14 protein-coding genes are annotated in these 12,717 nt (G+C 70.7%); 10 read left to right on the forward strand and 4 right to left on the reverse strand.

The window, feature by feature from the left end:
- Positions 1-101 precede the first annotated feature (101 nt).
- Together ACI2L3_RS01035 and ACI2L3_RS01040 are read left to right on the forward strand one after the other, a co-directional pair.
- Entirely contained in the window at positions 102-1,316 is a 1,215-nt protein-coding gene (locus ACI2L3_RS01035) for an alpha/beta hydrolase (protein WP_404750177.1), read from the forward strand.
- Positions 1,317-1,391: 75 nt separating this feature from the next.
- Positions 1,392-2,273: a DUF4429 domain-containing protein gene (locus ACI2L3_RS01040; RefSeq protein ID WP_404750178.1), complete on the forward strand. Its 882-nt coding sequence runs from the start codon at positions 1,392-1,394 to the stop codon at positions 2,271-2,273.
- Between the two features lie 29 nt (positions 2,274-2,302).
- On the opposite strand, the gene ACI2L3_RS01045 is transcribed toward ACI2L3_RS01040, so the two are convergent.
- Positions 2,303-3,337, reverse strand: coding sequence for an aldo/keto reductase (locus tag ACI2L3_RS01045; protein WP_404750682.1), 1,035 nt, complete (start codon positions 3,335-3,337; stop codon positions 2,303-2,305).
- 14 nt (positions 3,338-3,351) lie between these two features.
- On the reverse strand, positions 3,352-3,774 hold the full coding sequence (locus ACI2L3_RS01050) for a MerR family transcriptional regulator (RefSeq protein ID WP_404750179.1): 423 nt from the start codon (positions 3,772-3,774) through the stop codon (positions 3,352-3,354).
- Between the two features lie 109 nt (positions 3,775-3,883).
- On the opposite strand from ACI2L3_RS01050, the gene ACI2L3_RS01055 reads away from it, so the two are divergent.
- Entirely contained in the window at positions 3,884-4,381 is a 498-nt protein-coding gene (locus ACI2L3_RS01055; RefSeq protein WP_404750180.1) for a GNAT family N-acetyltransferase, read from the forward strand.
- Between the two features lie 18 nt (positions 4,382-4,399).
- Positions 4,400-5,215, forward strand: coding sequence for a serine hydrolase domain-containing protein (locus ACI2L3_RS01060; protein ID WP_404750181.1), 816 nt, complete (start codon positions 4,400-4,402; stop codon positions 5,213-5,215).
- A 23-nt stretch (positions 5,216-5,238) separates the two neighbouring features.
- Here the strand turns inward: ACI2L3_RS01060 and ACI2L3_RS01065 are convergent, their stop codons facing one another.
- On the reverse strand, positions 5,239-5,901 hold the full coding sequence (locus ACI2L3_RS01065) for a pirin family protein (RefSeq protein ID WP_404750182.1): 663 nt from the start codon (positions 5,899-5,901) through the stop codon (positions 5,239-5,241).
- A gap of 163 nt (positions 5,902-6,064) precedes the next feature.
- Between ACI2L3_RS01065 and fasR the strand changes: the two genes are divergently transcribed.
- From fasR to fabF, 5 genes are all read left to right on the forward strand, one after another.
- Positions 6,065-7,204, forward strand: a complete 1,140-nt coding sequence (fasR, locus tag ACI2L3_RS01070) for a fatty acid biosynthesis transcriptional regulator FasR (RefSeq protein WP_404750683.1) — start codon at positions 6,065-6,067, stop codon at positions 7,202-7,204.
- 89 nt (positions 7,205-7,293) lie between these two features.
- Positions 7,294-8,205, forward strand: a complete 912-nt coding sequence (locus ACI2L3_RS01075) for an ACP S-malonyltransferase (protein ID WP_404750183.1) — start codon at positions 7,294-7,296, stop codon at positions 8,203-8,205.
- Positions 8,206-8,233: 28 nt separating this feature from the next.
- Positions 8,234-9,238, forward strand: coding sequence for a ketoacyl-ACP synthase III (locus ACI2L3_RS01080; RefSeq protein ID WP_404750184.1), 1,005 nt, complete (start codon positions 8,234-8,236; stop codon positions 9,236-9,238).
- Positions 9,239-9,309: 71 nt separating this feature from the next.
- Complete coding sequence (locus tag ACI2L3_RS01085; RefSeq protein ID WP_361714808.1) at positions 9,310-9,558, forward strand: acyl carrier protein; 249 nt, start codon at positions 9,310-9,312, stop codon at positions 9,556-9,558.
- Positions 9,559-9,628: 70 nt separating this feature from the next.
- Positions 9,629-10,891 (forward strand): beta-ketoacyl-ACP synthase II, encoded by a 1,263-nt coding sequence (gene fabF, locus ACI2L3_RS01090; RefSeq protein WP_404750185.1) that lies wholly within the window; start codon positions 9,629-9,631, stop codon positions 10,889-10,891.
- 65 nt (positions 10,892-10,956) lie between these two features.
- Here the strand turns inward: fabF and ACI2L3_RS01095 are convergent, their stop codons facing one another.
- Positions 10,957-11,451, reverse strand: a complete 495-nt coding sequence (locus ACI2L3_RS01095; protein ID WP_404750186.1) for a DUF3145 domain-containing protein — start codon at positions 11,449-11,451, stop codon at positions 10,957-10,959.
- Positions 11,452-11,792: 341 nt separating this feature from the next.
- Between ACI2L3_RS01095 and ACI2L3_RS01100 the strand changes: the two genes are divergently transcribed.
- On the forward strand, positions 11,793-12,701 hold the full coding sequence (locus ACI2L3_RS01100; RefSeq protein WP_404750187.1) for an SGNH/GDSL hydrolase family protein: 909 nt from the start codon (positions 11,793-11,795) through the stop codon (positions 12,699-12,701).
- Positions 12,702-12,717: the final 16 nt, after the last annotated feature.

Below are 12,717 nucleotides of genomic sequence, written 5' to 3' on the forward strand. Positions count from 1 at the left end.
GTCGCTCGGCGTGTCGGCTTTGCCTCAATTACCCCTACAGAAACGTGATCTGCCTCACGCGATGCACGGTAAACATCACGGTTCTCCTAGGGTGTTCCGTAGTGACTTCCTTCGACTCCTCCCCTCAACTCAACGCCTGGCGCGCCCTGCTCGCGCTCGCCGTCGTGTTCGTCATGCTCGCGACCACCGGCTGGACCGCCGTGCGCCACAACAGAGGCGACGCGTCGCCTCTCAAGGCCGCCCTCACCGCGTGGGAGAAGGGCAGCATCGACGGACGCGCCCTGCCGGACCCGGACGGCTCCGCCGGTCGGCTCGCCCGTTTCTTCGCCTCGCTCGACGTGCCGCAGCGCAACAGGCTCGCCGCCCGCTATCCGCTCGCGGTCGGCAACATGAACGGCGCGCCCGCCGAGCTCCGGTATCGCGCCAACCGCATCGCGCTGGGGCAGGCCCGCAAGGTCGAGCGTGACCGCATGCACGACAACCGCCTCTCCCCCCTGGGGAAGCAGGAGGCCGAGCGCAGAATGAAGCGCTTCGGGGTCATGATGCGACCGGGGCGCCAGGTCCTCGCCTTCGATCCCATGGGCTCCGGACGCATGGCCGAGGTCTTCGGAGACATGGCCAAGGCCCGCCGCGTGTCCGTGGTCGTGCCCGGTGTCGACACCAACGTACTGACCTTCGAACGGACGTTCCGCAAGTACTCCGCACCGGTGGGCATGGCGAAGGCGCTCTACCGCGAGGAGCGGGCGGTGAACCCCCGCGCGCGTACCGCCGTGATCGCCTGGGCCGACTACACCGCGCCCGTCGGGATCGGCGTGGACGCGGCGACGGCGATGCGCGCGGAGGACGGGGCCACGCGCCTCGACTCCTTGGTGCGCGGCCTGCCCGGCCGCACACCGGTCGCTCTGTACTGCCACAGCTACGGCTCCGTGGTGTGCGGGGTGGCCGCGCGGAAGCTCCCCCCGCGCGTCACGGACATCACGGTGGCGGGCAGCCCCGGCATGCGCGCCGACACGGCTTCACAGTTGGGTACGAGGGCCCGGATCTGGGCCACCCGGGACAGCGACGACTGGATTCAGGATGTACCGAACATGGAGTTCGGCGGGCTCGGCCACGGCGCCGACCCGGTGGCCGTCGGCTTCGGCGCGCGGCTTCTCTCCGCGGCCGGCGCACGGGGCCACGCCGGCTATTTCGAGCCGGGCACGGAGAGCCTCCGCAACTTCGCGGAAATCGGCACCGGTGCGTACCGCTCGGTGCGGTGCGCGAACGACGACGACGACGCCTGCCGGAAGGGTATTTCCGGCACGGCAGCGGCCTGACGCGCGTAGAAATCGATGAAACAGCGGCCCGCCGCAGGAGGGACGGAGGCGCTCGTGCCGCCTACGATGAGCCGCATGGGTGATGTTCTGGCCGGATTTCATGCCGCCTGGGAGTTCGAGTCCGACTCTGTGCTCATCCGCTTCGAACGGGGAATCCGCACGCCGAAGCTCTTCCAGGCTCTCGGTGAACGGCGCATCCCCCTTGAGGCGATCGCGGCGGTGACGCTCTCCCCCGGCAAACGCGGGACCGTGGTCCTGCATGCCGTGCCGAGACCGGGCGCCGATCCGCTGATGGAAGCCGCGGCGGGCCAGCTCAAGGAAGGCTGCGACCCGTACCGTCTGGTGCTCCCCGCGGAGCGGGAGACCCTCGCCGAGTACTACGCGGACGAGCTGCGGGCACAGCTCGCGCCGGACGACGGTGAGCCCGCGGACCGCTTCCTGGTGGCCGCGCCCGAGGCGCCCCTGCAGTTCAAGGCGTACGACGGGAAGGCGTCCTTCGACGGCAAGCTGGTGTCCTTCCGCTGGTTCTGGACGGGCGCGTCGTCGGCGAAGTGGAAGGCCGGGGACCAGAGCTTCCTCGTCACGGACCTGAGCGGCATCGAGTGGCGCTCACCGGAGGTCTTCGAGGGCCACCTGCGGCTGCTGCGCCGCGAGACCCCGGTGGAGCAGCCCGGCCAGGCCGACCAGGACCCGGCGGCCGTCGTCTTCGGCCTCGGCTACGGCCCGGTCCACGAGTCGCTGCCGTTCGCCGCGTCGGTCCTCGCGGCGGTCCGGGCGTCTGGCCCGGCCCCGCTGTCCGACGGCGTCGGTACGGGCGCCTCCGCGGCACGGGCCGTCCGCCGGGATCCGGCGGACATCGCGGACCGCATCCGGCACCTCGGCGACCTGCACCAGGCGGGGCTGATCACCGACGACGAGTTCACGACGAAGAAGGCCGAGCTGCTGGCGGAGCTCTGACCGGGCGGCCTGCCACCGGCCGCTCCCGGCTACTCCCGGCCCGCCGAGGTGAAGGACATGTCGGCGTAGCGGTTGCCCGCGACGTCGGCGGCGATCGGGTTCAGCAGGGCGAGGTCGTCGTCGGTGAGGGTGATGCGGGTGGCCGCGGTGTTCTCCTCGACGCGGGCCGGCCTGCGGGTGCCGGGGATCGGGACGACGGGGAGGCCGTGGACCGCGGCCTGCTGCTGGACCCAGGCCAGGGCGATCTGCCCGAGGCTCGCTCCGTGGGCGTCGGCGACGGAGCGGACGGGGGCCAGGAGGGCGGCGTTCGCGGTGGCGTTGGTGCCGGTGAAGCGGGGCTGCCGGCGGCGGAAGTCGTCCTCGTCGAGCTCCTTGTCCGCATGGGTGAAGGAGCCGGTGAGGAAGCCGCGGCCGAGCGGGGAGTACGGCACGAGGGCCACGCCCAGGCCGGCGGCGGTGGGGACCACGCTCCGTTCGATGTCGCGGCTGAAGAGCGACCACTCGGACTGGACGGCGGCGATGGGGTGGACGGCGTGGGCGGCGCGCAGCTCGGCGCCGGTGACCTCGCTCAGGCCGATGTGCTTGACCTTGCCCGCGGCGACGAGCTCGGACAGTACGCCGACCGTCTCCTCGATGGGCACGGCCACGTCGCGGCGGTGCATGTAGTAGAGGTCGATGACGTCCGTGTCCAGGCGGCGCAGGCTGGCGTCGATGCTGGAGCGGATGTACTCCGGAGAGTTGTCGATGCGCCGCTTCGTCGGCTCGGCCGGGTCGATGGCCAGGGCGAACTTGGTGGCGAGGACGATCTCGTCCCGGTGTGCCTTGACGAAGGGGGCCAGGAACTTCTCGTTCTCGCCCATGCCGTAGACGTCGGCGGTGTCGTAGAGGGTGACGCCCAGTTCCAGGGCGCGGTCCAGGGTGGCTCTGGCCTGGTCGGTGTCCGTGGGGCCGTAGGCGAAGCTCATGCCCATGCAGCCGAGGCCCTGGACGCCGACCTCGGGCCCCTCGGCGCCGAGTCGCACCTTCCGTACCTTCTCGGTGTTCATGTCCGTCGCGATGTTCATGTCCGTCATCGGTGTCAGGGCCTTTCCGACGCCCGCCGGGCGCCCGCGTATTTGTCGATCTTGTAGTCGAGGACGGCGAGGGTGTCCTGCAGCTCCGCGATGCGGGTGCGGACGTCGCGTCGGGTCTGCTCCAGGAGTTGCTGGCGCTCGGGAAAGGTGTGCTCGCCCTCGCGCACCAGCTCCGCGTACCGGACCATGTCCGCCACGGGCATCCCGGTCAGGCGCAGCTTGCCGACGAAGTCCAGCCAGTCCAGGTCACGGCTGCTGTAGCGGCGCTGGCCCGTGTGGGAGCGGTCGATGTGCGGCATCAGGCCGATCCGCTCGTACCACCGCAGGGTGTAGGCGCTGAGGCCGGTACGGGCGGCGACTTCGCTGATCGTGTAGCGGTCCTCACTGTTCGGGCGGGCTGGTGCGCTCCTGGTCTCCATCACCGTCATGTCCCTCACGCTAGAACCTTGGAGTGCGCTCCAAGCAAGCGGATACGGGAGAAATGGTTCGGGGGAAATTCGAGGGACTTCTCGCCTCGTGGTCAGTACGGTCCCGGGCATGAGTCTTGTACGTCGTGCGACGCCAGAGGATGCCGAGGAACTGCTCAGGCTGCGGCAGGTGATGATCGACTCGGTCTTCACGGACCGCTCGGGGAGCGGGTCCGACACCAGTGGATCCGACACCAGTTGGCACGCGGAGTCCGTGCCGACCGTGCGGCGCCGGCTCGGGGAGACCGACGGGAACTTCGTGGCGTTCGTCGTCGACCATCCGGAGCGGCTGGGCGGACTCGCGGCGCTGGCCGTCGGGACGCTCGAGTACCGGATCGGGCGGGCGGGCAATCCGCACGGCCGGGCCGGCCAGGTCTTCAGTGTGGCGACCGACCCGGACCAGCGGCGGAAGGGGTACGCGCGGGCGTGCATGGAGGCGCTGCTCGACTGGTTCCGCGAGCAGGGGGCGGCCAGCGTGGACCTCAACGCGTCGGCGGAGGCGGAGCCGCTGTACGCATCGCTCGGCTTCGTCCGCAAGCCGGACCCCTCGATGCGGCTCAACCTGTAGGGCCCTTAGGCTCGGGGCATGCAGAGCCTGGCGTTGATCGAGAACTGGCCGGTCCCCACCGCTGCCGCGGCCGTCGTCCGTGCGGACGGCAGCGTCGTCGGGACGCGCGGCCCCACGGACCGGCGTTTCGCCCTCGCCTCGGTCACCAAGCCCCTGGCGGCGTACGCGGTGCTCGTCGCGTACGAGGAGGGGGCGGTCGAGCTCGACGAACCCGCCGGGCCCGAGGGGTCGACGGTGCGGCATCTGCTGGCGCACACCAGTGGGCTCGCGTTCGACGAGCACCGGGTGACGTCGACGCCGGGGACGCGGCGGCTGTACTCGAACGCCGGGTTCGAGGTGCTGGGTGAGCACATCGCCAAGGCGACGGACATTCCGTTCGGGGAGTATCTGCGGCAGGCGGTCCTTGAGCCGCTCGGGATGACCGCGACGGCGCTGGAGGGTGACGGTTCGCCCGCCAAGGACGGGGTGTCCACCGTCGACGACCTGGTCAGGTTCGCCGCCGAGGTGCAGGCACCGCGGTTGCTGGACGCGCGGACCGTGGCGGCGGCGATGACGGTGACGTACCCGGGGCTGAAGGGTGTTCTGCCGGGGTACGGGCACCAGAATCCGAACGACTGGGGGCTCGGGTTCGAGATCCGGGACGGCAAGTCCCCCCACTGGACGGGGAATTCGTCCTCTCCTCGGACGTTCGGCCACTTCGGGCAGGCAGGCACGTTCCTGTGGATCGACCCGGACGCTGGGGCGGCGTGCGTCGCACTCACCGACCGGCCCTTCGGGCCGTGGGCCGTCGAGGTGTGGCCCCCGTTCACGGACGCGGTGCTCTCCGAGCTCTGAGAGCTCTCACCCGTACCCAGTCGCTAGTTCGCGGACATTTCCCAGATCAGCAGCTCCGTGGCGGCTGCTGCCCGCACGTCTTCCGGGTCCAACTCCCCGGTGATCCGCGCCGAGTCCCCCGGGCCCAGCCGGTGGCCGGCCAGCTCCACCTCCCCGCGCACCACGTGGACGTACACGAACGGCGCGGCCGGGAGGGCCAGTCGCTCGCCCGTCGTCAGGCGTCGTACGTGGAGCAGCGCCCCCGCGCCGGGCACCGCGTACGGCGTCGAGTCGGCGATTCCGTGCACCACTTCGTAGGACGGGTCCCCGCCGGGGGTGAGCGGCGCGAGCCACATCTGGACGAAGACGAGGGGCGCCGGGCCGTCGTTGCGTTCCACGTGGCGGACGCCGGCCGCGGCGGACAGGTGCTGCACGTCGCCGGGGCGGACCACTGACGCGTGACCCGTGGAGTCCCGGTGGGTGAGCTCGCCCTCGACGACCCAGGTCACGATCTCGGTGTGGCTGTGGGGGTGTTCGTCGAAGCCGGCGCCGGGTGCGAGGCGCTCTTCGTTGCAGGCCAGGATCGCGCCGAAGCGGAGGTTGTCGGGGTCGTAGTGAGGCCCGAAGGAGAAGGCGTGGAAGGACTCGATGCCGGCCGCGGTCTCCCCGCCGCGGTACCGGTCGCCGGAGCGCCGTACATCAATCACGCATCCCACCGTAGCCCCGGCACCGCACGTCCCCGCCCCGATAAGGCAGTCTTGTCCCGTGCCCGAACCCTCAGCGAACGAAGCCCATCAGGAGTCCCGCCCGGAGTCCGGACCGGAGTCCGGCCAGGACGCCCGCAGGTCCGCCCACGCCCACACCGCGACCCTGAAGCGTCTGGAGAAGTCGTCCGGGAGCCTCGCGGCGCAGGCCATCGCGCGGATGGACGAGACGCTGTCCTGGTACCGGGCGATGCCGCCGGAGAACCGGTCCTGGATCGGTCTGGTGGCGCAGGCCGGTATCGCCGCGTTCACCGAGTGGTTCCGGCACCCGGACGCCCCCCAGGCCATCTCCACCGATGTCTTCGGCACCGCTCCCCGCGAGCTGACCAGGGCGATCACCCTGCGCCAGACCGTGGAGATGGTGCGTACGACGATCGAGGTGATGGAGTCCGCGATCGACGAGGTCGCGGCCCCCGGTGACGAGTCCGTGCTCCGTGAGGCGCTGCTCGTCTACGCCCGGGAGATCGCCTTCGCCACCGCACAGGTGTACGCACAGGCCGCCGAGGCACGCGGTGCCTGGGACGCCCGCCTGGAGTCGCTGGTCGTGAACGCGGTGCTGTCCGGCGAGGCCGACGAGGGCGCCGTCTCGCGCGCCGCCGCCCTGGGCTGGAACTCCCCCGACCATGTCTGCGTGGTGCTCGGCACCGCACCGGACGGCGACAGCGAGCTCACGGTCGAGGCCATCCGCCGGGCCGCCCGGCACGCGAAACTGCAGGTCCTGACCGGTGTCCTCGGCACCCGCCTCGTCGTCATCGCGGGCGGCAACGACAATCCGCTGCAGGTGGCGAAGGCCCTGATCGGGCCGTACGCGGCCGGTCCTGTGGTGGCCGGGCCGATCGTGCCCGACCTGCTCGCCGCGACCCGCTCCGCGCAGGCCGCGGCCGCCGGACTCAAGGCCTCCGCGGCCTGGCAGGACGCCCCGCGGCCCGTCCTCGCGGACGATCTGCTGCCCGAGCGCGCCATGGCGGGGGATCCGGCGGCCCGCGAGCAGCTGGTGGAGGAGATCTACAGACCGTTGGAGGAAGCGGGCTCCGCGCTCCTGGAGACGCTGGCCGTCTATCTGGAGCAGGCGAGCAGCCTCGAAGGGGCGGCGCGGATGCTCTTTGTTCACCCCAACACAGTGCGCTACCGGCTCCGACGTGTGACTGACGTCACCGGGTGGTCACCTTCCGACGTACGGTCCGCGTTCACGCTGCGGATCGCGCTGATCCTGGGACGTCTGGCCGACGGAGATCCTCAATCGTAGGGTTTTGTCGGGCTCCTACAATTCCCCCAGCGGTTCTTCGTCCCTGTCCCCACGGGCGGCCCCGGCCGTCCACAAGAGAGAGTGTAAGAGTGCTCGTACTCGTCGCTCCCGGCCAAGGCGCTCAGACGCCCGGCTTCCTGACCCCCTGGCTCGACCTTCCCGGCGCCGCAGACCGCATCGCCGCCTGGTCCGACGCCATCGGGCTCGACCTCGCCCACTACGGCACCCAGGCCGACGCGGACGCGATCCGTGACACGGCCGTGGCCCAGCCGCTGCTCGTGGCCGCCGGACTGCTCTCCGCCGCGGCACTCGGTGACATCACGCCGGGCGCCGTCGCCGGACACAGCGTCGGCGAGATCACCGCGGCCGCGTACGCCGGTGTGCTCACCGACGACGCCGCCCTCGGCTTCGTCCGCACCCGCGGCCTGGCGATGGCGGAGGCCGCCGCGGTCACGCGGACCGGCATGGCGGCGCTCCTCGGCGGCGACCCCGAGGTCACCGTCCCGCACCTGGAGAAGCTCGGCCTGACCCCGGCCAATGTGAACGGCGCAGGTCAGATCGTTGCCGCGGGTACCCTTGAGCAGCTCGACGCCTTGCAGGCCGACAAGCCCGAAGGTGTCCGCAAGGTCATCGCCCTCAAGGTCGCGGGCGCGTTCCACACCGAGCACATGGCCCCGGCCGTGGCGAAGCTGGAGCAGGCCGCGGCCGGTCTCACCGTCGCCGACCCGACGCTTCCGTACGTCTCGAACCGCGACGGCGCCACGGTCGGCACCGGCGCCGATGTGATCTCCCGCCTGGTCGGCCAGGTCGCCAACCCGGTCCGCTGGGACCTGTGCATGGAGACCTTCAAGGAGCTCGGTGTGACGGCGCTGGTCGAGGTGTGCCCCGGCGGCACCCTGACCGGGCTGGCCAAGCGTGCCCTGCCGGGCGTCAAGACGCTCGCCGTGAAGACCCCCGATGACCTCGACGCGGCCCGCGCGCTCGTCGCCGAGCATTCCTGAGCCGACGACAGACAAGGAGCCGTAGCGCATGTCGAAGATCAAGGCCGGCAAGGGCCATCCGTACGCGCGGATCATGGGCGTCGGCGGCTACCGTCCCACCCGCGTCGTGCCGAACGAGGTCATTCTCGAGACGATCGACTCGTCCGACGAATGGATCCGTTCGCGCTCCGGCATCGCGACCCGCCACTGGGCCTCCGACGAGGAGACCGTGGCCGCGATGTCCGTCGAGGCGTCGGGCAAGGCGATCGCGGACGCCGGCATCACGCCGGAGCAGATCGGTGCCGTGATCGTCTCCACCGTCTCGCACTTCAAGCAGACCCCGGCCATCGCGACCGAGATCGCGGACAAGATCGGCGCGGGCAAGCCCGCCGCGTTCGACATCTCCGCGGGCTGCGCCGGCTTCGGCTACGGCCTGACGCTGGCCAAGGGCATGGTCGTCGACGGTTCCGCCGAGTACGTCCTCGTCATCGGCGTGGAGCGGCTGAGCGACCTCACCGACCTGCACGACCGTGCGACGGCGTTCCTCTTCGGTGACGGCGCGGGCGCCGTGATCGTGGGCCCCGCCAAGGAGCCGATGATCGGCCCGACGGTCTGGGGCTCGGAGGGCGACAAGGCCGAGACGATCAAGCAGACCGAGCCCTGGGACGTGTACCGCAACGGCGGTGCGCCTGCCAAGTACCCTGCGATCACGCAGGAGGGCCAGGCGGTCTTCCGCTGGGCCGTGTTCGAGATGGCGAAGGTCGCCCAGCAGGCGCTGGACGCGGCCGGAATCACCGCGGACGACCTGGATGTCTTCATTCCGCACCAGGCCAACGAGCGGATCATCGACTCGATGGTGAAGACTCTGAAACTGCCCGAACACGTCATGGTCGCCCGTGACGTGCGCACCACCGGCAACACCTCGGCCGCCTCGATCCCGCTCGCGATGGAGCGGCTCCTGGCGACCGGCGAGGCGAAGAGCGGCGACACCGCGCTCGTCATCGGCTTCGGGGCGGGTCTCGTGTACGCCGCAACGGTCGTTACCCTCCCCTAGGCACCCGCAGGGATCTTCGGATCCGCGCGGATGCCGCCACACCCTCTGGATCCACAAGAAGGAGCGCCAACATGGCCGCCACTGAGAAGGAGATCGTTGACGGTCTCGCGGAGATCGTGAACGAGATCGCCGGCATCCCGGTCGAGGACGTCCAGCTGGACAAGTCCTTCACCGACGACCTTGACGTCGACTCGCTGTCCATGGTCGAGGTCGTCGTCGCCGCCGAAGAGCGCTTCGACGTCAAGATCCCGGACGACGACGTCAAGAACCTCAAGACGGTCGGCGACGCGACCAAGTACATCCTCGAGCACCAGAACTGACCCAGTTCGTGCTCAGTCGCCACCCGGCGGTGGCGCCGCTGATCCCCTCAACACCGTGGAGAATTTTCCTGTGAACTCGACCAATCGCACCGTGGTCGTCACCGGTATCGGCGCAACCACACCGCTGGGTGGCGACGCAGCCTCGACGTGGGAGGGCCTGCTCGCGGGCCGCTCCGGCGTCAGCACGCTGCAGCAGGACTGGGCGGCCGAGCTGCCGGTCCGTATCGCCGGTCAGATCGCCGTGGAGCCGGGCGAGGTCATCCCCCGCCCGCAGGCCCGCAAGCTGGACCGGTCGGCGCAGTTCGCGCTGATCGCGGCCAAGGAGGCCTGGGCGGACGCCGGCTACACCGCCAAGGCGGGCGAGGACACCTCGGTGGACCCGCACCGTCTCGGCGCGGTCATCGCCTCCGGCATCGGCGGCGTGACCACGCTTCTCGACCAGTACGACGTGCTGAAGGAGAAGGGCGTACGCCGTGTCTCCCCGCACACCGTGCCGATGCTGATGCCCAACTCCCCGGCGGCCAACGTCGGCATCGAGCTGGGCGCCCAGTCGGGCGTCCACACCCCGGTGTCGGCCTGCGCCTCTGGTGCGGAGGCCATCGGCTACGCGATCGAGATGATCCGTACCGGCCGCGCCGACGTCGTCGTCGCGGGCGGCACGGAGGCGGCGATCCACCCGCTGCCGATCGTCGCGTTCGGCAACATGATGGCGATGTCCAAGAACAACGACGACCCCGAGGGCGCCTCGCGTCCCTACGACGCGGACCGCAACGGCTTCGTGCTCGGCGAGGGCGCCGGTGTGATCGTCCTGGAGTCCGAGGAGCACGCCAAGGCCCGCGGCGCGAAGATCTACGCGGAGGCCGTCGGCCAGGGCATCTCGGCCGACGCCCACCACATCACGCAGCCCGAGCCGTCCGGCAACGGCATCGCCGCGGCGCTGCAGAACCTGGTCGACACGACGGACCTCAAGCCCGCCGAGATCGTGCACGTGAACGCGCACGCGACCTCGACGCCGCAGGGTGACGTCGCGGAGATCAAGGCGCTGCGCAAGGCGTTCGGCGACGACGTGGACCACATGGCGATCTCCAGCACCAAGTCGATGACGGGTCACCTGCTCGGTGGCGCGGGCGGCGTGGAGACCGTGGCCACGGTCCTCGCGCTCAAGCACCGTGTCGCCCCGCCGACGATCAACATCGACAACCTCGACCCCGAGGTCGACGCGGACATCGTCCGCGGCGAGGCCCGTCCGCTGCCCGAGGGCACGATCGCGGCGCTGAACGACTCGTTCGGCTTCGGCGGCCACAACGTGGTCCTGGCGTTCCGCAGCGTCTGAGCCTGCTGTACCTGCTGTACCTACGTGAAGGGGCCCCACCATTCGGTGGGGCCCCTTCACGTAGGTCAGACCACTTGGTGCAGCCACCGCACAGGTGCCCCCTCGCCCGCGTACCTGAAGGGTTCCAGTTCGTCGTCCCAGGGCTTGCCGAGGAGCTTGGCGAGCTCCGCCTCCAGGTTGCTCTCGCCGCGCTGCGAGCGGGCCAGCGCGGCGCGGAGCCGGTCCTCGGGGACCAGGATGTCGCCGTGGATGCCGGTCACGGCGTGGTAGATGCCGAGCTCGGGCGTGGCGCTGTAGCGCTCGCCCTCGGCGCTCGCGCAGGGCTCCGCCGTGACTTCGAAGCGCAGCAGATCCCAGCCGCGCAGGGCGGAGGCGAGCTTGGAGGCGGTGCCCGCCGAGCCCTGCCAGGAGAATTCGGATCTCCAGGTGCCCGGCGCCGCGGGCTGCCTGATCCAGTCGAGGCTCACACGCGCACCGAGCACGCCCGCGACAGCCCACTCGACGTGTGGGCACAGCGCGCGCGGAGCGGAGTGCACGTACAGAACTCCACGTGTCGTCACCGGGACCTCCAGTGTGGGTCGAGGTTCGCCTTCCCCAGCGGCCTCGCGCCCGTGCCGAGCAGTTTTCCCCAAATACTAGATAAACCTGGGAAAAGGGGACAGATGTGACGTGATGTAATTTAGCGGAACCACCGCAGCGGAGCGCCACCGGGTGGACCACCCGCCTGTCGCTGCCGTGACAGCAGTGGCCCGGCGGCTACGGGCCGAGGCTACCGTGCGGCGGCGCAAGGAGTGTGACGTACCGTCGGTCCGAAGGCCAGGAAACTCCGACCTTTCACCCGGCGGGGCGCAACCCCGGCCACGCGCATGACGTCACGTTGAACGACAGAGGGGAGCAGGGGATGCGGAACCGCAGGCGCCGCTCGCGTGCCGTCGTCGCCCTCGCGACGACGGCCCTTCTTTGCGGCGGGGCGCTCACCGCGTGCGACGCGCAGGGCGGCAACTCCGGGGCGCCGGGCGGCTCGTCCGCCCACAGGCCGTCGCCGAAACCGACCCCGTCGTGGGACACCTCGCCGCGCTCGCTGGCCGCCGTCGGGGACTCCATCACCCGCGGCTTCGACGCCTGCTCGGTGCTCTCCGACTGCCCGGAGGCGTCCTGGGCGACCGGCACCGACACCGAGATCAACAGCCTCGCGACCCGGCTGCTCGGGAAGAACCGCGCCGCAACGCACAGTTGGAACCACGCGAAGACCGGCGCCCGCATGGCGGATCTGACCGGGCAGGTCGAGGAGGCCGCCGCCGAGCGCCCGGAGCTGGTCACGGTGATGACGGGCGCCAACGACGCCTGCCGCTCGTCGGTCGCCGCGATGACGCCGGTCGCGCAGTTCCGCGCCGACTTCCAGGAGGCGATGCGCACCCTGCGCCGGGAGCTGCCGAAGGCGCAGGTGTACGTGGCGTCCGTGCCGGACCTGAAGCGGCTCTGGTCCCAGGGGCGGACCAACGCGCTGGGCAAGCAGGTGTGGAAGCTGGGCATCTGCGCCTCCATGCTGGCCGATCCGGACGACCTGGACGTGCGGGCGACGGAGCGGCGTGACGCGGTGCGGGACCGCGTGGTCGCGTACAACGAAGTGCTCGAAGAGGTGTGCGAGAAGGACCGGCGGTGCCGGCACGACGGCGGGGCGGTCTTCGACTACCGCTTCGACGGTGACCAGTTGAGCCATTGGGACTGGTTCCACCCCAGCAAGAACGGCCAGGCGCGGCTCGCCGAGATCGCCTACCGGCAGGTGACGTCGAGGAAGCCCGTGGTGTGACGGGCTCCGCGTAGGG

The sequence above is a fragment of the Streptomyces sp. NPDC029674 genome (genome assembly GCF_044903205.1).
GTDB lineage: Bacteria > Actinomycetota > Actinomycetes > Streptomycetales > Streptomycetaceae > Streptomyces.

What these genes read in the sequence shown, in the direction of transcription:
- ACI2L3_RS01040 (WP_404750178.1), top strand. Translation starts at nt 1,392, where the DNA reads ATGGGTGATGTTCTGGCCGGATTTCATGCCGCCTGGGAGTTCGAGTCC.
- ACI2L3_RS01045 (WP_404750682.1), bottom strand. Translation starts at nt 3,337, where the DNA reads ATGAACATCGCGACGGACATGAACACCGAGAAGGTACGGAAGGTGCGA.
- ACI2L3_RS01050 (WP_404750179.1), bottom strand. Translation starts at nt 3,774, where the DNA reads ATGACGGTGATGGAGACCAGGAGCGCACCAGCCCGCCCGAACAGTGAG.
- ACI2L3_RS01055 (WP_404750180.1), top strand. Translation starts at nt 3,884, where the DNA reads ATGAGTCTTGTACGTCGTGCGACGCCAGAGGATGCCGAGGAACTGCTC.
- ACI2L3_RS01060 (WP_404750181.1), top strand. Translation starts at nt 4,400, where the DNA reads ATGCAGAGCCTGGCGTTGATCGAGAACTGGCCGGTCCCCACCGCTGCC.
- ACI2L3_RS01080 (WP_404750184.1), top strand. Translation starts at nt 8,234, where the DNA reads ATGTCGAAGATCAAGGCCGGCAAGGGCCATCCGTACGCGCGGATCATG.
- ACI2L3_RS01085 (WP_361714808.1), top strand. Translation starts at nt 9,310, where the DNA reads ATGGCCGCCACTGAGAAGGAGATCGTTGACGGTCTCGCGGAGATCGTG.
- ACI2L3_RS01100 (WP_404750187.1), top strand. Translation starts at nt 11,793, where the DNA reads ATGCGGAACCGCAGGCGCCGCTCGCGTGCCGTCGTCGCCCTCGCGACG.